The following is a 20,989-nucleotide window of genomic DNA, read 5'->3' as shown; positions in this document are numbered from 1 at the left end:
GGGCCGCTCCGATCAGACTTCAGTAGCCGACCGTGAAACGCTGGCGCGGATGCGCTGGCTTCTCGATCTCGTCGAGCATGGCGATCGCGTAGTCTTCCATCGTGATCCAGCTCTTGCCGGCAGCATCCGCCAGCAACGCATCCTGGCCCACACGGTATTTGCCGGTGCGCTCGCCCGGCTCGAACAAGGCCGACGGCGACAGGAAGGTCCAGTCAAGATCCGATTTTCCGCGCAAGGCATCGAGGAAGTCGCGGCCTGCCTGCGCCTCGCCTTTGTATGCCGCCGGGAATCCCGGTGTATCCACGAGTTGCGTGCCAGGCGCGACGAACAGGCTGCCGGCGCCGCCAACCACGAGCAGGCGCGAGACGCCCGCTGCCTTGACGGGGCCGATGACCTGCGGTGCCTTCAGTTGCTCGAACCGTGCTGTGCTGATGGCCACATCGTGGCCAGCCAGGGCGGCCGCCAAAGCGTGGCTGTCCGTTGCGTCGACATCGCGTGTGATCAGGCCTTTGCGAACAGGCAAGTGGCTGGCCGTGCGGGCCAGGGCGGTGACGCGGTGGCCACGGCGCAGGGCTTCGTCGATCAGGCGGGTTCCCACGCGGCCGGTGGCGCCGATGATGGCAATGTTCATGTTTGCTCCTTCTTTGTCAGGGTAAGGGTCGGTCAGGTAAATGCCGCGTCGTGCGTGGCGGCTCCGATATGAAACTGATGTGGTTACACATCAGGGCAAAAAAATCAGCGCTTGCGGCGCCGGGCGGCATGCTCGACATCGGCGAGCATGCCGGCAATGGTGATCTCCGCCAAGGCATTGTCCATGGCGGACTGGGCCCGGTCCGCGACCAGTCGAAGGGCGCCGGTGATCTCCCTGCCTACCATGCATGCCGGATTCGGGGCGCTCTGGTGCAGGGCGATCAGTGCAGTGGTTTCGACTGCCCGGAACACGTCCAGCAAGGTAATGCGTTCAGCCGGGCGCGCCAGCGCCGAGCCACCGGTGCTGCCCATGGTGCTGGTGACAAGTCCGGCTTCGGCCAGTTGTCCGATCAGCCGCCGGATCAGCGCCGGATTGGTTCCGACGCTGCCGGCGATCAGCGATGACGGCAGCGGCTCGCTGGCGCTTGCTAGCAAGGTAAGGATATGGACGGCGACGGCGAACCGGCTGCTTGTGCTCATGGTCGGAATGGTAATGTAAAACCATGATAGTTACAGATTCGGTGGTCTGTCAATCCGTCGGGGCGTGTCGCATGTGTTAGTGTGCGGCGACATGACGGACGTTGCGATTTGTGTCGGAAGGGTGGCAGGAGAATGCCGGAATCGCCACTGAAACTGATACACTCGCCTGCAGTGCAGTCATTTGGCTGCCACAGATCAACAAAGGGCATGCGGTCTGACCAGACTGCGAATCGAGGAGTGCAAGTTGCCGGATCAGATGTGCGAGGCGAGAGCGGAAAACAAAAAACCCGCAGGCTTTAAAAGCGCTGCGGGTTTCTCGCTGATCTGGTGCCCAGGAGAGGACTCGAACCTCCACAGTGTTGCCACCGCTAGGACCTGAACCTAGTGCGTCTACCAATTCCGCCACCTGGGCAGGTGTCGAAACAACCGAAGCGCTCATTATAGAGAGTGCGGAAATTTTGTCAAATAGTTTTCACAAAAAATTGAATCAAAACAACTATCCGATCCCTAGCCGGGAAGAAATCCTTGGCGTACTGAGAACATCGGGGTCGCCCCAGTCGGCCGGCGATATTGCCAAGGCTCTGTCCGTCACGCGCAAGGAGCATGACGGATTCCAGAAACGCCTGGCCGCGATGGAACGCGACGGGCAGATCGAGCTGAATCGCAAGGGCCGCTATGAACTGGCCCATCAACCGAACTTCGTCACCGGCCGCGTGCAGGGGCACCGAGACGGTTTTGGCTTCCTGATTCGCGACGACGGCGAAGACGACATCTTCCTGCCGGAACGCGAGTTGCAGAAGGCCATGCACAACGACCGCGCGCAGGTGCGCGTGGTTGGCTACGACCGCCGCGGCCGCCCGGAAGGGCAGATCGTGGAGATCATCGAGCGCGCCAACCGCTACGTGATCGGTCGCCTGCTCAGCGAGGGCGGCGTGCTGGTGGTGGCGCCCGAGGACAAGCGCATCAGCCAGGACATCCTGATTCCGCCGAAGGCGCAGGGCAAGGCGCGCGTGGGGCAGGTGGTCAGTGTCGAGCTGATCGAATATCCGGATCGCTATGTGCAGCCGGTCGGCCGCGTGGTGGAAGTGCTGGGCGAAATCGATGATCCCGGCATGGAGATCGAGATCGCGGTGCGCAAGTACGGTGTGCCGCATGCGTTCTCGGATGCGGCGGCCAAGGAAGCCTCGGCGCTGCCCGACGAGGTGCGGCAAGCCGACCTCGATCACCGCATCGACCTGCGCGACGTGGCGCTCGTCACGATCGATGGCGAAGATGCGCGCGACTTTGACGATGCCGTTTACTGCGAGCCGGTGAAGATCGGCCGCACCAAGGGCTGGCGCCTGATCGTCGCCATTGCCGACGTATCGCACTACGTGCGGCCCGGTACGCCACTGGATGCCGATGCGCTCGACCGCGCCACCTCGGTGTATTTCCCACGCCGGGTGATCCCGATGCTGCCGGAGAAGCTGTCCAACGGCCTGTGCTCGCTCAACCCGCAGGTCGACCGCCTGTGCATGGTGTGCGATGCGGTGATTACCGCCAAGGGGGAACTGAAGGGCTATCAGTTCTATCCTGCCGTGATGCATTCGAAGGCACGGCTGACCTACAACGAGGTCTGGTCGATCCTGTCGAACACCAAGGGCCCGGAGGCGCACAAGCGCGCCGACCTCGTGCCTTACCTGCAGAACCTGTACGAGTTGTTCCAGGTCCTGCTCAAGGCGCGGCGTGCGCGCGGCGCGATCGATTTCGATACCACCGAGACGTATATCGTCTGCAACGCGCAGGGCAAGATCGAACAGATCCTGCCGCGCACGCGCAACGACGCGCACCGGCTGATCGAGGAGTGCATGCTGACGGCCAACGTCTGCGCGGCCGATTTCCTCGAGCGCTTCAAGCACCCGGCGCTGTATCGGATCCACGCGGGCCCGAGCGAGGAAAAGCTGAAGAACCTGCGCGAGTTCCTGAGAACCTCCGGCCTGTCGCTCGGTGGCGGCGACAAGCCGCAGGCGTCCGATTACGCCGAGGTGATGGACAAGATCAAGTCGCGGCCCGACGCGCCGATGCTGCAGACCATGCTGCTGCGCTCGATGCAGCAGGCGGTCTACAGCCCGGACAATATCGGCCACTTCGGCCTGGCCTACGAGGCCTACGCGCACTTCACCAGCCCGATCCGCCGCTATCCCGACCTGCTGGTGCACCGTGCCATCAAGGCGATCCTGGCCCACACCAAGTACCAGCCGGCTTTCGCGCACGGCACCGAGTTCAATACCGCGGTGTCGCCCAAGGCACGGCGCCTGCAGGCCAAGGACGCCGAGCAGAAGGCAGAGCTGACCGCGGCGCGTGCGCGGCGCAATGAAGCCATCTGGGACGAACTCGGGTTGCATTGCTCGGCCAACGAGCGCCGCGCCGACGAGGCGTCGCGCGATGTCGAAGCCTGGCTCAAGTGCTACTTCATGCGCGACAAGCTGGGCAGCGACTTTGCCGGCACCGTCAGCGCCGTGACGTCGTTCGGCATCTTCGTGCAGCTCGACGAGCTGTACGTGGAGGGCCTGGTGCACGTCACCGAACTCGGCAGCGACTACTTCCAGTACGACGAAGCGCGCAACGAACTGCGTGGCGAGCGTACCGGCATCCGTTATCGCCTGACCGACCGCGTGCGCGTGCAGGTGTCGCGCGTGGACCTGGATGCGCGCAAGATCGACTTCCGCCTGGTGCAGGAGCCGTCGGCCAAGACCCTGCGCGCTCGCGCCGGCGTGTCCGAGCCGCCGCGCGTGCCGGCCGCGCATGCGGTGCCGGCACGCAAGAAGGGGCGGCAACTGGCGGCCCTGCTGGGCGGGACTTCCAAGCCGGAGGAGTCGTTCGACGAGACGCTCGATCGCGTGATCGAAGAGCAGCCGGTGTTCGAGGCGGTGATCACGCCGCTGCCGCCGCACGTCAAGACCGGCGGCAAGCCGGCCAAGCGTGCCGCCAAGCCCAAGCCGGGCCATCTGGAGAAGCCGCGCAAGCCGGGTTCGAAGACGCACGCCGCAAAGGCCGCGGGCAAGACTTCGCGCCCGCCTCGCAAGCGTTGATCGGGGCTGTCCGGGGCGCGCGGTAATAGCATTCCCGGACAGCGCGCAGCAAGCGTGCTGGCGAGCCGGGCAGGGCGAGTACAATCGCGCCATGGCTAAACAAAAACTTCTGATCGGCTTTCACGCCGTGACCGCGCGCTTGCGCCAGGACGCCAAGGGCGTTACCGATGTCTATGTCGAGGCATCGCGCCGCGACCGCCGCATGCAGGACTTCATCCGCCTGGCCGAAGGCCTGGGCGTTCGTCTGCACCCCGTCGATGCCGAGCGCCTGCGCGGCATGGCCGGCACCGATCGTCACCAGGGCGTGGTGGCGCGCGCCGAAGACGTGTCGCTGGCACTGAATCTCGACGAACTGCTGGATGGCATTGAAGGCACCCCGCTGCTGCTGGTGCTCGATGGCGTGACCGATCCTCATAACCTCGGCGCTTGCCTGCGCGTGGCGGACGGCGCCGGTGCGCACGCCGTGATCGCGCCCAAGGACCGCAGCGTCGGGCTGAACACCACGGTGGCGAAGGTGGCCAGCGGTGCGGCCGAGACCGTGCCCTATATCACCGTGACCAATCTGGCCCGCACGCTGCGCGAACTGCAGGAACGCGGCATCTGGGTGGTCGGCACGGCCGACGGCACCGACAAGACGCTTTACGACGTGGACCTGAAGGGGCCAATGGCCATCGTCATGGGTGCCGAAGGCGAGGGCATGCGCCGCCTCACGCGCGAGACCTGCGACGAGCTGGTCGGCATTCCGATGCTTGGCGGCGTCGAAAGCCTCAATGTGTCGGTGGCCAGCGGGGTCTGCCTGTACGAGGCCGTGCGCCAGCGGCGCCTGAAGTAAGTGTCTTCAAAACCTACGCGCCGCGATAACGCGGCGCGTGCCAGGCTGGCAGGTGGCGTCGATTCTGACGCCCGCCACTATTCTGCAAACAGGTCCGGTCCAAACACCTCGTAGTGGATACGCGTCTCCCGGACCCCCAGATCCTTCAGTGGCGCGCAGCGCTGACCGCATGACCTTTGATCCTCTGATCCCCACCTCGTCTCCATGGCCCGGCCTGGAAGAAGCTCGGGACCTGATCGCCCAGGCGCGCAGCGTGTTCGTGCTGACCGGTGCGGGCATTTCCGCCGAATCGGGCGTGCCGACATTTCGCGATGCGCTGACTGGGCTTTGGGCCCGCTTCGATCCGGAAGAACTGGCAAGCGAGGAAGCCTACCGCCGCCAGCCCGCGCTTGTGTGGGAGTGGTACCAGCACCGGCGCGAACTGGTCGCGGCCGCCCGTCCGAATCCGGCGCACTATGCGCTGGCTGCGCTGGCCGCACAGAAGCCGGTGACGCTGGTGACGCAGAATGTCGACGGCCTGCACCAGCGCGCAGGCAGCGAGCATGTGATCGAGTTGCACGGCAACCTGTTCGCCAACCAATGGCTGAACGGATGCGGACGCTGTGACGAGGCCACCGCCATTCCCGGCGACCCGCCACGCTGCAGCCTGTGCGGCGCGCTGATGCGGCCCGGTGTGGTGTGGTTCGGCGAGGACTTGCCGCGCGTGGCGCGCTTCCGCGCCGAGCATGCTGCCGAGACTGCCGACCTGTGCCTGGTGGTGGGGACGTCGGGGCTGGTGTATCCGGCGGCCGGGTTGCCCGGCCTGGCCAAAGATCACGGCGCGCGGGTCGTCGTGGTGAATCCGCAGCCGTCGGTGCTGGACCAGACCGCCGACGTCGTGCTGCCAGCGGCGGCAGGGGCATGCCTGCCGCTGCTCTGGCCGCCATCCGGCCCCGAGGCGGAGCCGGATTAAGCGACGGGCTTCAGGCTTTTAGCCAGCGATTTCCGCGACCAGCTTTTCCAGCTTGATCGCGTCCGCCGCAAACTGGCGGATGCCTTCGGCGAGCTTCTCGGTGGCCATGGCATCTTCATTCAGCTGCCAACGGAACGCGGGCTCGTCCGCCGGAATGCGCGCAACGTTGCCGGCCTGCGCCAGGTCGACCGACAGCTTGCGTTCCACAGTGCCTTCGGTACTGGCTAATTGCTCGAGCAGATCGGGACTGATGGTGAGCAGGTCGCTGCCGGCCAGGGCCAGGATCTGCGCGGGGCTGCGGAAGCTCGCGCCCATCACTTCGGTCGAGTAACCGAACTTCTTGTAGTAGTCGTAGATCTGGCGCACCGAGCGCACGCCTGGATCGTTGTCGCCGGCATTGGCGGCAGCGTCCCACTGATCGCCTGCTTGCTTCTTGTACCAGTCGAGAATCCGGCCCACAAACGGCGAGATCAGCTGTGCGCCGGCCTCGGCGCAGGCGACGGCCTGCACCAGCGAGAACAGCAGCGTCATGTTGCAGCGGATGCCTTCGCGCTGCAGGATCTCCGCCGCGCGGATGCCTTCCCAGGTCGATGCAATCTTGATCAGCACGCGCTCTCGGGCCACGCCGCGCTGCTCGTACAGGCGGATCAGGTGCCGGGCTTTCTCGACCGTTGCACCGGTGTCGAACGACAAGCGGGCATCGACTTCGGTCGACACGCGCCCCGGCACGATGGCGAGGATCTCGCAGCCAAAAGCAATCAGCACGCCATCCATCACGGCATCGACGCCGCCTTCGTCGTGGTAATCGCGTACGGCCTGTTCGAGCAGCCCGCGGTACTCGGGCTTCTGCACGGCCTTGAGGATCAGCGACGGATTGGTGGTGGCGTCCTGGGGGGTGTACTGCTTCATCAACTGGAAGTCGCCGGTATCGGCCACGACCGTGGTGAACTGCTTGAGTTGTTCGAGCTGGTTCATGATCGGTATGTCGTTGCAGTCGTCATGTTGAGGCGGAGAGGGCGGCGGTCCGTCAGGGCCGTGCGTGCCTTCCGGGCCATTGTACCGTCGCGCGCAAGCCGGGCCGCCGCAATCCGCTACACTACGCGTTTTCTTCCCCAAGCCATCTGGCTGTTGTCATGACTCAGGATGAACTCAAGGCGCTGGTGGCGCAAGCCGCGGCCGACTACGTGAAGCAGGAAGTCCCGGCGGGCGCGGTGCTCGGCGTCGGTACCGGTTCCACTGCCAATCTTTTCATTGACGCCGTGGCGGCGTTCAAGGAACGCTTCGCGGGTGCGGTATCCAGCTCGGAGGCATCCACGCGCCGGCTGCAGCAGCATGGTTTCAAGGTGCTGGACCTGAACGAAGTCGACGATATCCCGGTTTATGTCGACGGCGCTGACGAAGTCGACGCCAGCGGCGCGATGATCAAGGGCGGCGGCGGCGCGCTGACGCGCGAGAAGATCGTGGCCTCGGTCGCGGGCCGTTTCGTGTGCATCGCGGATGGCAGCAAGCTGGTGCAGACCATGGGCGCGTTCCCGCTGCCCGTCGAAGTGATTCCGATGGCACGTGCTGCCGTGGCACGCCAGCTGGCCGCGCTCGGTGGCCAGCCGCGCTTGCGCATGAACAAGGACGGCGGAATCTACAAGACCGACAACGGCAATGTGATTCTGGACGTGGCCGGGCTGAAAATTACGGATCCGCGCGGGCTGGAGCAGTCCGTCAACCAGATCCCGGGCGTGGTGACGGTCGGCCTGTTCGCGCTGCGTGGCGCGAACGTGCTGCTGCTGGGCACGGGGGACGGCGTCCAGCGCACCGACTTCTGATCCAACGGCGCTGACGCGCCGATGGCAAAAAGGGGTGCCGCCGGCACCCCTTTTTCATTTGGCTGGTCCGGATACTCAGGCCGACGGCGGCACGTAGCCCTGAGCCTGGTCCGCGCCTTCGCCGAAGAAGTACTTCTCGGTCTGCTTGAGCAGGTACTGGCGCGCACGGGCGTCAGCCATGTTCAGGCGGTTCTCGTTGATGAGCATGGTCTGGTGCTTGAGCCAGCCGGCCCAGGCTTCCTTCGAGACGCTTTGCCAGATCTTCTTGCCGAGTTCGCCGGGCAGCGGCGGGAGATCGAGCCCTTCGGCTTCCTTGTTCAGCTTGATGCAGTGGACCATGCGGGCCATGGGAACTCCTTCTTGTAGGTTGGCGTGAGCGGGGCGGCACGGCGGGTTCATGCCAGGTGCCGCGCGCTCGCGATTCTGTATTTCAGTCGACGACCGGTGCGCTATTGTAGCCAAGCAAGGCAGAGGCACCGCCGCCTGGCGGCATTGCCCCTACGGTTCTACAGTTTTTTCATGAGCACCATCGACTTGCGCTGCCAGTTGTAGAGCTTGCGCTTGTCTTCCGGCAGGTCATCCACCGTGGCGTGGACGAAGCCGCGCTTGAGGAACCAGTGTTCGGTCCGCGTGGTGAGCACGAACAGGCGCTCCAGCCCGAGCGAGCGAGCGCGCCGTTCGATGCGCTTGAGCAGGCGTTCGCCATCGCCAGTGCCTTGTGCTTCGGACGACACCGTCAGGCAGGCCATCTCGCCCATGTTCTCGCGCGGGTAGTCGTACAGCGCGGCGCAACCGAACAGCACGCCGTCGTGCTCGATCACCGAGAAGTTGGCGATGTCGCGCTCGATCAGGTGCCGGCCGCGCGGGACCAGCGTGCCGTCCTGCTCGAGCGGAGCGATCAGCTGCAGGATGCCGCCGACATCGTCCAGCGTGGCTTCACGCAGGCTTTCCAGGTCCGTGTCGGAGATCATGGTGCCGACGCCATCGTGCAGGAACAGCTCCAGCAGCACCGAGCCGTCCAGCGAATAGGGGATCAGGTGCGCGCGGGGCACGCCGCCCTTGAGCGCCTTGACCAGGTGCTCCAGGTAGAAGCCGACGTCGGGCGTCAGGTGGTTGTTCTGCAGGCGCTCAACGGCGGTGCGCAGCGACATTTCCTTCATCAGCTTGCCGACCGGATCGAGCACGCCCGGCACTTCGGTGATGAAGATAAGCTTGTCGGCCTTCAGCGTGGTGGCCGTGGCGCTGGCCACGTCTTCCATGGACAGGTTGAAGGCCTGCCCCGTGGGCGAGAAACCCAGCGGCGAGAACAGCACGATCTTGCCATGCGACAGCGACATGCGCACCGATTCGCCATCGATCTTGCGCACCAGGCCGGTGTGCTGGTAGTCCACGCCGTTGACGATGCCCACCGGCCGGGCCGTGACGAAGTTGCCCGAGATCACCGACAGCTGGGCGCCCGCCATCGGCGTGTTGGGCAGCCCCTGGCTGAAGGCGGCCTCGATATCCAGGCGCAGTTCACCGGAGGCCTCCTTGGCGCATTCGAGCGCGGCGTTGTCGGTGATGCGCACGCCATCGGCAAACTGGGACTCGACATGGCGCAGCGCCAGCTGTTCTTCCACCTGCGGGCGCGAGCCATGCACCAGCACGATCTGCATGCCCATGGCATGCAGCAGTGCCACGTCGTTGACCAGTGCGTTGAGTACGCCGGCCTTGACCAGTTCGCCGTCGAAGGCGATCACGAAGGTCTTGCCGCGGAACGCGTGAATGTAGGGCGCGACGGTACGCAGCCAGTCGACGAACTGCTGGTGGTCGGGCGCGCCGCGCTCGCCGACTTCAGTCTGGGGCGCACCCGTGGCGGGCTGCGATTCGGTGGCAGGCTGGGGCTCGGCCGGCTCGGAAGGAGCCGGTGCCTGCGGTGGCGTGTCGGTTCTGGCGTTCATGCCGCGGATTATAATCCCGGCCAATGTCAGAACAACGTCCCGCCAAGCCTTCTTCGCCACGCCAGCCAGCCGCCGGCGCACGGCCCGCCCCCCGACACGACGGCCGCGCCGAGCAGCGCCCGCCATCCCGCCCCGGACCTCGGCCCGAACGCGCGCCCGAACGCGCGCCCGGCGGGGAGGCGCAGTCCGGGCGCCGGCGCGCGCCACGCCCGCCGCGACAGGCCAATCCGCTGCCGCCGATCACGTTTCCCGAAGCGCTGCCAGTCTCGGCCCGCCGCGACGAGATCGCGGCCGCGCTGCAGGCCAACCAGGTCGTCATCGTGTCCGGCGAGACCGGTTCGGGCAAAACCACGCAGCTGCCCAAGATCTGCCTGTCGATCGGGCGCGGCCCCGGGCGCGAAGGCGGCGGCCTGATCGGCCACACCCAGCCGCGACGCATTGCCGCTACGTCGACCGCCAAGCGCATCGCGCAGGAACTCGGCTCGCCGGTGGGCGAGCACGTGGGCTACCAGGTGCGCTTCAATGACGCGCTGTCGGCGGGCGCCTCGGTCAAGCTGATGACCGATGGCATCCTGCTGGCCGAAACGCAGAATGATCCGCTGCTGCGCGCGTACGACACCATCATCATCGACGAGGCGCACGAACGCAGCCTGAACATCGACTTCCTGATCGGCTATCTGAGGCAGATCCTGCCCAAGCGGCCCGATCTCAAGGTGATCATCACGTCGGCGACGATCGATGCGCAGCGCTTTGCCGCCCATTTCTCGGTGGATGGCAAGCCGGCTCCAGTCATCGAGGTCAGCGGGCGGCTGTATCCGGTGGAGATCCGCTACCGGCCGATCCGGCAGGATGCGCCCGCAGACAGCCCGCCAAAGAGCGCCCAGGCCCGCGAGCGTGACCTGTACGACGGCATCGTCGATGCCGTGGACGAGCTATCGCGCCTGGGCCCCGGCGACGTGCTGGTGTTCCTGCCGGGCGAACGCGAGATCCGCGAGGCCGCCGAGGCGCTGCGCAAGCATCATCCGCCGCACACGGAAATCCTGCCGCTGTTCGCGCGCCTGTCGGTGCAGGAGCAGGAGCGCGTGTTCAAGCCGTCCAATGCACGCCGCATCGTGCTGGCAACTAACGTCGCCGAGACCTCGCTGACGGTGCCGGGCATCCGCTACGTGGTCGATACGGGGCTCGCTCGCGTCAAGCGCTATTCCTACCGCAACAAGGTTGAACAGCTGCAGATCGAGTCGATTTCGCAGGCGGCTGCCAACCAGCGCGCCGGCCGCTGCGGACGCGTGGCCGATGGGGTTTGTATCCGGCTCTATGAGGAATCGGATTTCGTCGGCCGCGTGCGCTTTACGGATCCGGAGATCCTGCGTTCCTCGCTGGCCGCGGTGATCCTGCGCATGAAGGCGCTGCGGCTGACGGATATCGAAGCGTTCCCGTTCATCGAGCCGCCGCTGGGCCGGGCCGTCGCCGACGGCTACCAGCTGCTGCAGGAACTTGGCGCGGTGGACGACGCCAACCAGCTCACGGGCACCGGCCGCCAGCTCGCCAAATTACCGCTGGACCCGCGCGTGGCGCGCATGATCCTGGCCGCGCGCGAGCAGCATTGCCTGCGCGAGGTGCTGGTCATTGCCAGCGCGCTGTCGGTGCAGGATCCGCGCGAGCGTCCGCAGGAAGCGCAGGAGGCGGCCGACCAGGCGCATCGAAAGTTCATGGACGAGAAGTCCGAGTTCCTGGGCTGGGTCAAGCTCTGGAAATGGTTCGAAGAGGCCATTGCGCACAAGAAATCCAACCGGCAACTGCAGGACCTCTGTCGCGCGAGCTTCCTGTCCCATGTGCGGCTGCGCGAGTGGCGCGACGTACATTCGCAGTTGCTGACCACGGTAACGGAGCAGGGCTGGCGCCTGAACGACAGCGAACCGACTTTCGAGCAACTGCACAAGGCCTTGCTGACCGGCCTCCTGGGCAACATCGGCTGCCGCATCGAGGACAGCGACGGCAAGGGTCGCGAATACCTTGGCGCGCGCGGCATCAAGTTCCACTTGTGGCCGGGCTCGCTGATTGCGCGCAAGGTGGGCCGCTGGGTCATGGCGTCCGAACTGGTCGAGACCAGCCGACTGTTTGCGCGCACGCTCGCGCGCATCGAGCCGGAGTGGCTGGAACAGGTCGGGCGCCATTTGCTCAAGGTGAGCTGGAGCGACCCGCACTGGGAAAAGAAGGCCGGGCAGGTGCTGGCACTGGAACGCGCCACGCTGTACGGGCTGGTGGTGTACCAGCACCGCCGGGTCCACTACGGCCCGATGAACCCGACCGAAGCGCGCGAGATATTTATCCGCCGCGCTCTGGTCGAGGGCGAGTTCGACACGCGCCTGCCGTTCTATGCGCACAACCAGCGGCTCGTGCGCGAGATCGAGAACCTCGAGCACAAGTCGCGCCGCCAGGACGTACTGGTCGACGATGAGCTGATCTACGCGTTCTACGATCGCGCGATTCCGGCCGATATCTGCCAGCAGACTACGTTCGAGCAGTGGTACCAGGCCGAAAGCGCCAGGGACCGCAAGCTGCTCTACCTCAACCGCGATGAGCTGATGCGGCACGAGGCGGCCGGCATCACCACGGACCTGTTCCCCAAGACCCTGTCGGTGGCTGGTGTCGACATGGGCCTGACTTACCATTTCGAACCCGGCAGCCACCGCGACGGCGTCACGCTGGCCGTGCCGCTCTACGCGCTCAACCAGGTGCGCCCGGAGCGGGCGGAGTGGCTGGTGCCGGGCATGATCAAGGAAAAGGTCCACCTGCTGCTCAAGTCGCTGCCGCAGAAGCTGCGCCGCCACTGCGTGCCGCTGCCGGACTACGCCGCCAGTTTCGTGGCGCGGCGCCCGTTCGGCGAAGGCGAGCTGGTCGATGTCCTGATAGCTGACATTCGCGAGCAGACCGGCACGATGGTGAAACGTGCCGATTTCAAGCCGGAAACGCTGTCCGCGCACCACTTCATGAATTTCAAGGTGGTCGACGAACACGGCCGCCAGCTCGACATGGGGCGCAACCTGGCGCAGTTGCGCGCGGAATTGGGCGGCCAGGCGCAGCAGTCGTTCCAGAACATTGCCGCGCGCGACGTGCCGGCCGCCGAGGCCGGCCAGTACGAAGGTTTGACGTCCTGGTCGTTCGGCGAGCTGCCCGACCTGCTGGAAATCCGCAAGGGCAACCAGACGCTGTTTGGCTACCCGGCACTGGTCGACAGGGGCACGCATTGCGACGTGGAAGTTTTCGATGATCCGCAGGAAGCCGAGCGCATCCACCATGCGGGACTGCGCCGGCTGTTCGCGCTGCAGTTGCGCGAGCCGGTCAAGTTCATCGAGAAGAACATCCCCGGCATGCAGCAGATGGCCATGCAGTACATGACGCTGGGCACGCAGGAGATGCTGCGCGACCAGATCGTGTTGCTGGCGCTGGAACGCGCCTGCCTGCAGGCGCCGCTGCCGCGCAACGACGCCGAGTTCAGCGCCCGCAAGGACGAGGGGCGGGCCAGGCTGTCGCTCCTGGCGCAGGAGATCGCGCGGCTGGCCGGCACCATCCTGGCCGAATACGCGGGGCTGCCGCGCAAGTTGCTGCAGGCGAAGCCTTTCGGTACGGCCTATACCGATATGGAGGGCCAACTCGGCCGTCTGGTGGGCAAGCAATTCCTGATCGAAACGCCGTACACGCAGCTCGTGCATTTCCCGCGCTACCTGAAGGGCATCGCCATGCGCGTGGACAAGCTCAAGGGCGACCCGGCGCGCGACACGCAGCGCATGCAGGAGATGATGCCGTTGCTGCAGCAGTGGCAGCGCGCCGAGAAGCAACAGCGGTCGCAAGGCAAGGGTGCCGCGGATGCCAGGCTGGATGAGTTCCGGTGGATGCTGGAAGAACTGCGCATTGCACTGTTTGCCCAGGAACTGCGTACGCCGGTCCCGATGTCCGTCAAGCGCTTGCAGAAGGTCTGGGAGGCTATGCAGCGATAAGCTGCGTGGCCTTGCCGGGCGAATTGGCACGAAGGGCGTAGAGATATGTAACCAATTGTGAAAGTCTTGTCCGTGGTCAGTTCGCCGGTCATCTGGGCGCCCCTGCGAAACGTTAGAATGTGCGATTCCGCCCTTGGATTGACTGGACTTATGCTCGTGTTGCGTCGTGTTGTTGCTGGTGTGTTGACGGTCGGCTCCCTGGCCCTGGGGCTGATGGCTTCGCCGGCTTCGGCGGAAGTCGTGGTGGTGCTCAATTCAGGTGATGCAACCGTCACGCTGATCGACAAGGACACGCAGAAGGTGCTTGAAACCTTCCCGGTCGGCAAGGAGCCTCATCACCTGATCGCCACCCCGGATGAAAAGTCCCTGATCGTGGCGAATGCCGTGGGCAATGATTTGGTCTTCCTGGATCCGGTCACCGGCAAGGTTCAGCAGCGGGTGCCCGGCATCGACGATCCCTACCAGATCGGTTTTTCGCCGGACCAGAAGTGGTTCATCACCACGGGAAACCGGCTCGACCGCGTCGATCTCTACCGCTGGGACGGCAAGGCGCTGAAGATGGCCAAGCAGTTCCCGCTGGCCAAGACGCCGAGCCATATCGCCTACACCGCCGACAGCCGTATTGCATTCATTACGCTGCAGGACTCGAACGAGGTCGTCGCCATCGACCTGGCCACGCAGAACGTGATGTGGCGCATGGACGCCGGCTCGGCGCCGGCGGGTATCTGGGTCACGCCTGACCAGCGCTACCTGCTGGTCGGCATGACGGGCGCGGATTATGTGGCCGTGATCGACTGGCGCACCCGTACCATCGTGAAGCAGATCCAGACCGGCAAGGGCGCGCACAACTTCCGTGCGGTGGGCGACAAGCGCCACCTGTTCCTGAGCAACCGCGTGACCGGGAGCATCAGCATCATCGATCAGCAGACCCTGACCAAGGTGGGCGACATTACCGGCCTGCCGCCCGGTCCGGACGACATGGAACTGACTGCCGACGGCAAGACGCTGTGGGTGACGTTCCGCTGGGCACGCGCGGTGGGCCTGATCGACGTGGCGAATCGCAAGCTGGTCAAGACCATTCGCGTGGGACGTTCTCCCCACGGGATCTATTTCCGCACCCGGGCGCCGCTCTACTGAAGCCGACAGGGCAGGGGAAGCAACATGCGCAAATCCGTCGCGCCTCGCTTGAAAACGCTGCTGGTTGCCCTGGCGACTACAGTCGCGCCGGTGACGGGACTGCAGGCGGCTGATGCGGCGGCGCCGGCCGCAAAAGCCTGCCCGGCGGGAACGCTGTATCTCACGTTCGACACGGGCAGCATGAGCCAGGCCCAGCTGATCGCCGATACGCTGCGCCGCCACCATATCAAGGCCACGTTCTTCCTGGCCAACGAGCCGACCATCAACAAGGACAGCTCGCTCGAGCCCGGTTGGGCACCCTACTGGAAATCACTCGCCGCAGACGGCCATGCCTTCGGCACGCATACCTACGACCACGTCTACCTGCGCAGCGTGCGTGACGGCAAGGTGATCATGCGTCCGCAGTTCGGGGCGCAGGCCGGCAAGGATGTGAGCATGGACGCCGATGGTTTTTGCCGCGAGCTGCAACGCAGCGCGCAGGCGCTGCGTGGCATGACCGGCGTCGACCTGGTGCCGCTGTGGCGCGCGCCGGGCGGCCGCACCGCGCCGCAAACGCTGCAGTGGGCGGAGCAGTGCGGCTTCCGGCATGTAGGCTGGGCGCCGGCCGGGTTCCTGGGCGACGAGCTGTCATCGGAGCGCTACCCGAACCAGGCGCTGCTGGCACGCGCGCTGCGCGACCTGCGCGATGGCGACATCGCCATGGCACACCTCGGCATCTGGTCGCGCAAGGATCCGTGGGCCCCGGGCGTGCTCGAGCCGCTGATTTCCGGCCTGGAGCGCAAGGGCTTCTGCTTTGCCACGCTGCGCGAGCATCCCGCTTACCGGGACTGGATCGCCGCGGCCGGGCAACGCAAGGAGGGCAAGCGCTGATGCTGGACACGCTCAATGGCTGGATTGCCCAACTGGAAGGCTCGCTGTTCCAGGACGTGGTCCTGCCGGTGGTCTACAACCTGGGCTTCGGCGGCTATGCGGAGGATGCATTCACCGGCACCGAGTGGCTGCTGGTAGGCCTGGTGCAGATTGCCGTGATGGTGCTGATCCTGGGGCCGCTGGAAAAGCTGCGTCCGGTCGAGGCCGTGACCGACCGTGCCGGCATTCGCACGGATATCGTCTATACGCTGATCCATCGGCTGGGACTGTTCCGGCTGGCGATGTTCTTCATGCTGGCGCCGCTGTCCGATCTGCTGGAAGGACACCTGCGGCTCGTCGGCTGGCAACGCCTGAACGTGGAGGACTTGTGGCCGGGCGTGACGTCGATCCCGCTGGTCAGCTTCTTCGCCTACCTGTTGTTGTTCGACCTGCTCGACTACTGGTACCACCGCCTGTCGCACACCTACCGCTGGTGGTGGAGCCTGCACGCGGTGCACCACAGCCAGCGCCAGATGACGCTGTGGAGCGACAATCGCAATCACCTGCTCGACGACATGCTGCGCGACCTGGTGTTCGCCGTGGTTGCCATCGCCGTAGGGGTGGAGCCGTCGCAGTACGTGTTGCTGGTAGCGCTGTCACAGCTACTGCAAAGCCTGCAGCACGCCAACCTGCGGCTGCATTTCGGCGCGATCGGCGAGCGCCTGCTGATCTCGCCGCGATTCCACCGCACGCACCACGCCGTGGGAATCGGGCATGAGGCGGCCGGCGTGCCGGCACGCCTCGGTGGCTGCAACTATGGCGTGATCTTCCCGTGGTGGGACATGCTGTTCTGCACGGCGGTCTTCACGCCGGCCTATCATCCGACCGGCATCCGCGACCAGATGCCGCCGCCGACAGGCAAGGGCCGAGACTATGGCGCCGGGCTGCTGGCCCAGCAGTGGTACGGCATCAAGCGTCTGCTGCGCCTCGGCTGAACCGACACGCCGCGTTCCGGGCGGCGTATGCTAGTGTCTCGGTGCGCGTGCATTTTCCGGCGCATTGCACTGTTCCATTCCGACATCCCGCATGAACGACATTTTTCGCTCGTTTGGCCGAGCGCTCGTGAGCCAGTTGCATCCGCGCATGCTGATGCTGACGGTCCTGCCCTTCGTCCTTGCCACGGCCCTCTGGGGCGGCCTGTTCTGGTGGGGCTGGGATCCGATCATGGGCGCGACGCGTTCTTTCCTGGAAGCTTCGGTCCTGACCAGCTGGATCTACAGTGCGCTGGACTGGTTCGGCCTGCAGTCGATGCGAGCCGTGGTCGCGCCGCTATTCGTGGCCGCGCTGGCAGTGCCGCTGGTCATTGCCTCGATGCTGCTGTTCATCAGCCTGTTTTCGGTGCCTGCAGTCGTGCGCCATCTGGAGCGCAGTTATCCGGACCTGGCCAAGGAGCGCGGTGGCAGCATCTTGGGCAGCGTGTTGCAGTCGCTGGGCAGCACGGTGGTGTTCCTGGTGTTGGTGCTGGTGACATTGCCGCTGTGGCTGTTGCCGTTGTTCTTTGCGCTGATCCCGCCCGTGCTGTGGGGTTGGCTGACCTACCGCGTGATGACTTACGACGCGCTGGCTGACCACGCGTCCGCCGAGGAGCGCAAGACCCTGATGCGGCGCCATCGTGTCCCGCTGCTGACGATGGGTGTCGTGGTGGGACTGCTCGGTTCGGCGCCGACGCTGCTGTGGGTGTCATCGGCCGCGGTCATTTTCCTGTTTCCATTTGTGCTGGCGGGCATGCTGTGGCTGTATGTGCTTATCTTCATTTTTTCGGCACTGTGGTTCGGCCACTTCTGCCTGCGCGCGCTGGCGCAACTGCGTGCCGAGCGCGGCGCGGCCGCGCCGCCATCGGCGTCGGCTGGCGACGTGATTGATCTGGCGCCGTCGGACGTGCGCCGCATTGAACATTCCTGAAGCGGGGGCATCATGGGTTTCGGCCTGATCGTCATTGGCGACGAAATACTTTCCGGGCGGCGCGAGGACAAGCACCTGCGCCGCGCCATCGAGCTGCTGGGCGCGCGTGGGCTGAAGCTGGACTGGGCGCAGTATGTCGGCGACGACCGCGACAGCATCACGGCAACGCTGCGCCGCACGCTCGCGGGGCCGGACATCGTGTTCTGCACGGGCGGCATCGGCGCGACCCCGGACGACCATACGCGCCAGTGCGTGGCCGCCGCGCTCGGCGTGCCGCTACAGCTGCATCCCGAGGCGCGCGAGCTGATCGCGCTGCGGATTGCGGAAACCGCGCAAGGGGATCCGGTCAAGGGCGACCTCAACCTGCCCGAAAACCAGCATCGCTTCAAGATGGGCGAGTTTCCGCAAGGCGCGCGCATCATCCCGAACAGCTACAACCGGATTCCCGGGTTCTCGGTGGCTGACCATCATTTCATGCCTGGTTTTCCGGTCATGGCGTGGCCGATGATGGAATGGGTGTTGGATCACGGCTATGCCCACCTGTTCAACCAGGCCGGTCAGCAGGAGCGGGCGTTCTACGTGTTCGAGGCGCCCGAGTCGACGTTGACACCGCTGATGGAGCGGGTCGAGGCTGCTTTCCCCGGCATTCGGGTGTTCAGCCTGCCATCCGTGGGAGACGCCCAGCGCGGCGACCAACTGGCGCGGCGCCATATCGACCTGGGCGTGAAGGGATCTGCGGAGCAGGTCGGCCCGGCGTATGCGATGCTGCTCGAAGGCGTGCGAGGCATGGGCTTTGAAACGGTAGAGCAGACGGTGGCGGACGCTGGCAACTGAAGCCGATCGAGAAAAACGAAACAGGGGCCGGTCAGCCCCTGTTTCGTTTTGCGTGTCGCCGTGTCAGGCGCCGTGCCAGGGAAGGCCGCGCACACACCAGCCCTCCACGGTCTTGCGGTGGTGGTTGTCGTCGCGGTTCCCTTCGAAGCCTTCCAGCACGTCCATGGCGAACCGATAGCCGGCTTCGGTGGCCACGCGGGCGGCGTGCTTGGAGCGCGCAGCGCTGCGGCACAGGAACAGCACCGGTGCATCGGCCGGCACGCGCGCCTTCAGTTCTTCGATGAAGCGCGAGTTCTGCGCGCCGCCCGGGTAGGACATCCATTCGACGTGGGCGAACTGGGCATCGGGCAGATCGACGCAGCCTACCCAGTCGAGCTCGGCCTGCGTGCGTACGTCCACCAGCACGGCCGACGGATCGCCCTGCAGCAGCGCGAAGGCTTCCACGGGCGACAGGGCGCCGAAATAGGGAAGCTGGTTCTGTTGCTGGCGCAGTTGCGCAGCCTTGAGGAGTTCGTCTCGCGTAGTCATCTGGGTGACAAGATTGATAGATGGAATGGCGGATGCCAGTCCGCTATTCTATAGCGCGCCCGCGATTCGCCGCCGCCCCGGAGTAATTTGGAAGATGGCGGTGCAGAGATAACCTGTTTGGTGCATAAGCACTAATAAGGTGCCAAAACTTGATGCGTGCACCGATATGGTGTTTTATGGATGCGGTGTCCATGAATCACCTTGTTGCGCTGACATCACGTGCGCATGGCGTCGTGCGCAACCGGCCGAGGGATGAACCCCGGTATGGTGCGCCGGCCGTGGGTGGACGGCTTTTTGGCAACTGCGGGATGGGAGAGGAAGTTTACTTGGCATGCTTTCTGCTAACATTCCTCGTCCCTTTTTAGGGCAAGGAATCGCGCGGGCGCAGTGGCTCGGAACCACAGCACTTCGCACCGGCGCGATGACCGGCCCACGAATGACTTTCTAGACTTCAGCCGAATTTCCAGGAGATTGGCATGGCCCAAAGCGTTGCAGATGTGATGAAGCTTGTGAAAGAAAACGACGTCAAGTTCGTCGATTTCCGCTTCACGGATACCAAAGGCAAGGAGCAACACGTTTCGGTTCCGACGTCGCACTTCGACGATGACAAGTTCGAAAGTGGCCACGCCTTCGACGGCTCGTCCATCGCTGGCTGGAAGGGTATCGAGGCTTCGGACATGCTGCTGATGCCGGATCCGAACACCGCCATCATCGACCCGTTCTACGAAGAGCCGACGCTGGTCCTGACCTGCGACGTGGTGGAACCGTCGGACGGCAAGGGCTACGACCGCGATCCGCGTTCGATCGCCAAGCGCGCGGAAGCCTACCTGAAGAGCACCGGCCTGGGCGACACCGCCTTCTTCGGTCCGGAACCCGAATTCTTCATCTTCGACGGCGTGACCTGGAACGTCGACATGCAAGGCTGCTTCGTGAAGGTGCATTCCGAAGAAGCCCCGTGGTCGTCGGGCAAGGAATTCGAGCACGGCAACTCGGGCCACCGTCCGGGCAAGAAGGGCGGCTACTTCCCGGTCGCCCCGATCGACACGTTCCAGGACATGCGTTCGGAAATGTGCCTGATCCTGGAATCGCTGGGCATCCCTGTTGAAGTCCACCACCACGAAGTGGCTGGCCAGGGCCAGAACGAAATCGGCACCCGCTTCAGCACGCTGGTGCAGCGCGCCGACTGGACCCAGCTGCAGAAGTACGTGATCCAGAACGTCGCCCACACCTACGGCAAGACCGCCACGTTTATGCCGAAGCCCATCGTTGGCGACAACGGCTCGGGCATGCACGTGCACCAGTCGATCTGGAAGGACGGCCAGAACCTGTTCGCGGGCAACGGCTACGCCGGCCTGTCGGAATTCGCCCTGTACTACATCGGCGGCATCATCAAGCACGCGCGGGCGCTGAACGCCATCACCAACCCGGGCACGAACTCGTACAAGCGCCTGGTGCCGGGCTTCGAAGCCCCGGTGAAGCTGGCCTACTCGGCCCGCAACCGTTCGGCCTCGATCCGTATTCCTTACGTCGCCAACCCGAAGGGCCGCCGTATCGAAACCCGCTTCCCGGATCCGCTGATGAACCCGTACCTGGGCTTCTCGGCGCTGATGATGGCTGGCCTGGACGGCGTGATGAACAAGATCCACCCGGGCGAAGCTGCCGACAAGAACCTGTACGACCTGCCGCCGGAAGAAGATGCAAAGATCCCGACCGTCTGCAACAGCCTTGACCAGGCGCTGGAATACCTCGACAACGACCGTGAGTTCCTGACCCGCGGCGGCGTGTTCTCCAACTCCATGCTCGACGCCTACATCGAGCTGAAGATGGAAGAAGTCACCCGCTTCCGCATGACCACTCACCCGGTCGAGTTCGAAATGTATTACTCGCTGTAAGCGA

Annotated in this window: 17 protein-coding genes and 1 tRNA gene; 11 read left to right on the top strand and 7 right to left on the bottom strand. The window is 65.0% G+C overall.

All coding sequences use genetic code 11. The features are described 5' to 3' along the window. Positions 1 to 19 precede the first annotated feature (19 nt). The 3 genes from AC3FKG_RS12110 to AC3FKG_RS12100 form a co-directional block, all read right to left on the bottom strand. Entirely contained in the window at positions 20 to 631 is a 612-nt protein-coding gene (locus tag AC3FKG_RS12110) for an NAD(P)-dependent oxidoreductase (protein ID WP_483708458.1), read from the bottom strand. Positions 632 to 735: 104 nt separating this feature from the next. Then, a complete protein-coding gene (locus AC3FKG_RS12105) occupies positions 736 to 1,170 on the bottom strand; it encodes an Rrf2 family transcriptional regulator (protein WP_483708457.1) in 435 nt (144 codons plus the stop codon). A gap of 325 nt (positions 1,171 to 1,495) precedes the next feature. Further along, a tRNA-Leu gene (locus AC3FKG_RS12100) sits at positions 1,496 to 1,582 on the bottom strand. A 70-nt stretch (positions 1,583 to 1,652) separates the two neighbouring features. Between AC3FKG_RS12100 and rnr the strand changes: the two genes are divergently transcribed. The 3 genes from rnr to AC3FKG_RS12085 all read left to right on the top strand — a co-directional run bounded on the left by rnr (position 1,653) and on the right by AC3FKG_RS12085 (position 6,025). Continuing rightward, positions 1,653 to 4,241, top strand: a complete 2,589-nt coding sequence (gene rnr / locus AC3FKG_RS12095; protein WP_488743195.1) for a ribonuclease R — start codon at positions 1,653 to 1,655, stop codon at positions 4,239 to 4,241. Positions 4,242 to 4,332: 91 nt separating this feature from the next. Next, positions 4,333 to 5,073, top strand: coding sequence for a 23S rRNA (guanosine(2251)-2'-O)-methyltransferase RlmB (gene rlmB / locus AC3FKG_RS12090; RefSeq protein ID WP_483708454.1), 741 nt, complete (start codon positions 4,333 to 4,335; stop codon positions 5,071 to 5,073). A gap of 169 nt (positions 5,074 to 5,242) precedes the next feature. Further along, a complete protein-coding gene (locus tag AC3FKG_RS12085; protein WP_488743194.1) occupies positions 5,243 to 6,025 on the top strand; it encodes an SIR2 family NAD-dependent protein deacylase in 783 nt (260 codons plus the stop codon). Between the two features lie 18 nt (positions 6,026 to 6,043). On the opposite strand, the gene tal is transcribed toward AC3FKG_RS12085, so the two are convergent. Beyond that, a complete protein-coding gene (gene tal / locus AC3FKG_RS12080) occupies positions 6,044 to 7,000 on the bottom strand; it encodes a transaldolase (protein ID WP_483708450.1) in 957 nt (318 codons plus the stop codon). Between the two features lie 158 nt (positions 7,001 to 7,158). On the opposite strand from tal, the gene rpiA reads away from it, so the two are divergent. After that, the gene (rpiA, locus tag AC3FKG_RS12075; RefSeq protein ID WP_483708449.1) at positions 7,159 to 7,845 is read left to right on the top strand and encodes a ribose-5-phosphate isomerase RpiA; all 687 of its coding nucleotides are present in this window, start codon (positions 7,159 to 7,161) and stop codon (positions 7,843 to 7,845) included. A gap of 75 nt (positions 7,846 to 7,920) precedes the next feature. Here rpiA and AC3FKG_RS12070 read toward each other — a convergent pair whose 3' ends face one another. Together AC3FKG_RS12070 and argA are read right to left on the bottom strand one after the other, a co-directional pair. Then, a complete protein-coding gene (locus AC3FKG_RS12070) occupies positions 7,921 to 8,193 on the bottom strand; it encodes an oxidative damage protection protein (RefSeq protein WP_483708448.1) in 273 nt (90 codons plus the stop codon). A gap of 158 nt (positions 8,194 to 8,351) precedes the next feature. Next, complete coding sequence (argA, locus tag AC3FKG_RS12065; protein ID WP_483708447.1) at positions 8,352 to 9,785, bottom strand: amino-acid N-acetyltransferase; 1,434 nt, start codon at positions 9,783 to 9,785, stop codon at positions 8,352 to 8,354. A 23-nt stretch (positions 9,786 to 9,808) separates the two neighbouring features. Here argA and hrpA point away from each other — a divergent pair, with 23 nt between their 5' ends. From hrpA to AC3FKG_RS12035, 6 genes are all read left to right on the top strand, one after another. Next, entirely contained in the window at positions 9,809 to 13,783 is a 3,975-nt protein-coding gene (hrpA, locus tag AC3FKG_RS12060) for an ATP-dependent RNA helicase HrpA (protein WP_488743193.1), read from the top strand. Between the two features lie 150 nt (positions 13,784 to 13,933). Then, positions 13,934 to 14,920, top strand: coding sequence for a YVTN family beta-propeller repeat protein (locus AC3FKG_RS12055; protein WP_483708444.1), 987 nt, complete (start codon positions 13,934 to 13,936; stop codon positions 14,918 to 14,920). A 24-nt stretch (positions 14,921 to 14,944) separates the two neighbouring features. Further along, positions 14,945 to 15,790: a polysaccharide deacetylase family protein gene (locus AC3FKG_RS12050; RefSeq protein WP_483708443.1), complete on the top strand. Its 846-nt coding sequence runs from the start codon at positions 14,945 to 14,947 to the stop codon at positions 15,788 to 15,790. Beyond that, positions 15,790 to 16,764 (top strand): sterol desaturase family protein, encoded by a 975-nt coding sequence (locus AC3FKG_RS12045; RefSeq protein WP_483708442.1) that lies wholly within the window; start codon positions 15,790 to 15,792, stop codon positions 16,762 to 16,764. The genes AC3FKG_RS12050 and AC3FKG_RS12045 overlap by 1 nt, the downstream gene beginning before the upstream one ends. A 91-nt stretch (positions 16,765 to 16,855) precedes the next feature. Beyond that, on the top strand, positions 16,856 to 17,731 hold the full coding sequence (locus AC3FKG_RS12040) for an EI24 domain-containing protein (RefSeq protein ID WP_483708441.1): 876 nt from the start codon (positions 16,856 to 16,858) through the stop codon (positions 17,729 to 17,731). Positions 17,732 to 17,743: 12 nt separating this feature from the next. Then, entirely contained in the window at positions 17,744 to 18,565 is an 822-nt protein-coding gene (locus AC3FKG_RS12035; protein ID WP_483708440.1) for a competence/damage-inducible protein A, read from the top strand. A gap of 63 nt (positions 18,566 to 18,628) precedes the next feature. On the opposite strand, the gene AC3FKG_RS12030 is transcribed toward AC3FKG_RS12035, so the two are convergent. Continuing rightward, positions 18,629 to 19,093 (bottom strand): rhodanese-like domain-containing protein, encoded by a 465-nt coding sequence (locus tag AC3FKG_RS12030; protein ID WP_483708438.1) that lies wholly within the window; start codon positions 19,091 to 19,093, stop codon positions 18,629 to 18,631. A gap of 476 nt (positions 19,094 to 19,569) precedes the next feature. Between AC3FKG_RS12030 and AC3FKG_RS12025 the strand changes: the two genes are divergently transcribed. Then, positions 19,570 to 20,985 carry a 3-hydroxylaminophenol mutase gene (locus tag AC3FKG_RS12025; protein ID WP_483708437.1) on the top strand — a complete coding sequence of 472 codons (1,416 nt, stop codon included), beginning with the start codon at positions 19,570 to 19,572 and terminating at the stop codon, positions 20,983 to 20,985. Positions 20,986 to 20,989: the final 4 nt, after the last annotated feature.

Source organism: Cupriavidus sp. 22TCCZM04-2 (genome assembly GCF_057798895.1).
This window is presented reverse-complemented; position numbering and strand designations above follow the sequence as displayed.

What these genes read in the sequence shown, in the direction of transcription:
- AC3FKG_RS12110 (WP_483708458.1), bottom strand. Translation starts at nt 631, where the DNA reads ATGAACATTGCCATCATCGGCGCCACCGGCCGCGTGGGAACCCGCCTG.
- AC3FKG_RS12105 (WP_483708457.1), bottom strand. Translation starts at nt 1,170, where the DNA reads ATGAGCACAAGCAGCCGGTTCGCCGTCGCCGTCCATATCCTTACCTTG.
- rlmB (WP_483708454.1), top strand. Translation starts at nt 4,333, where the DNA reads ATGGCTAAACAAAAACTTCTGATCGGCTTTCACGCCGTGACCGCGCGC.
- AC3FKG_RS12085 (WP_488743194.1), top strand. Translation starts at nt 5,243, where the DNA reads ATGACCTTTGATCCTCTGATCCCCACCTCGTCTCCATGGCCCGGCCTG.
- tal (WP_483708450.1), bottom strand. Translation starts at nt 7,000, where the DNA reads ATGAACCAGCTCGAACAACTCAAGCAGTTCACCACGGTCGTGGCCGAT.
- rpiA (WP_483708449.1), top strand. Translation starts at nt 7,159, where the DNA reads ATGACTCAGGATGAACTCAAGGCGCTGGTGGCGCAAGCCGCGGCCGAC.
- AC3FKG_RS12070 (WP_483708448.1), bottom strand. Translation starts at nt 8,193, where the DNA reads ATGGCCCGCATGGTCCACTGCATCAAGCTGAACAAGGAAGCCGAAGGG.
- argA (WP_483708447.1), bottom strand. Translation starts at nt 9,785, where the DNA reads ATGAACGCCAGAACCGACACGCCACCGCAGGCACCGGCTCCTTCCGAG.
- hrpA (WP_488743193.1), top strand. Translation starts at nt 9,809, where the DNA reads ATGTCAGAACAACGTCCCGCCAAGCCTTCTTCGCCACGCCAGCCAGCC.
- AC3FKG_RS12055 (WP_483708444.1), top strand. Translation starts at nt 13,934, where the DNA reads ATGCTCGTGTTGCGTCGTGTTGTTGCTGGTGTGTTGACGGTCGGCTCC.
- AC3FKG_RS12050 (WP_483708443.1), top strand. Translation starts at nt 14,945, where the DNA reads ATGCGCAAATCCGTCGCGCCTCGCTTGAAAACGCTGCTGGTTGCCCTG.
- AC3FKG_RS12045 (WP_483708442.1), top strand. Translation starts at nt 15,790, where the DNA reads ATGCTGGACACGCTCAATGGCTGGATTGCCCAACTGGAAGGCTCGCTG.
- AC3FKG_RS12040 (WP_483708441.1), top strand. Translation starts at nt 16,856, where the DNA reads ATGAACGACATTTTTCGCTCGTTTGGCCGAGCGCTCGTGAGCCAGTTG.
- AC3FKG_RS12035 (WP_483708440.1), top strand. Translation starts at nt 17,744, where the DNA reads ATGGGTTTCGGCCTGATCGTCATTGGCGACGAAATACTTTCCGGGCGG.
- AC3FKG_RS12030 (WP_483708438.1), bottom strand. Translation starts at nt 19,093, where the DNA reads ATGACTACGCGAGACGAACTCCTCAAGGCTGCGCAACTGCGCCAGCAA.
- AC3FKG_RS12025 (WP_483708437.1), top strand. Translation starts at nt 19,570, where the DNA reads ATGGCCCAAAGCGTTGCAGATGTGATGAAGCTTGTGAAAGAAAACGAC.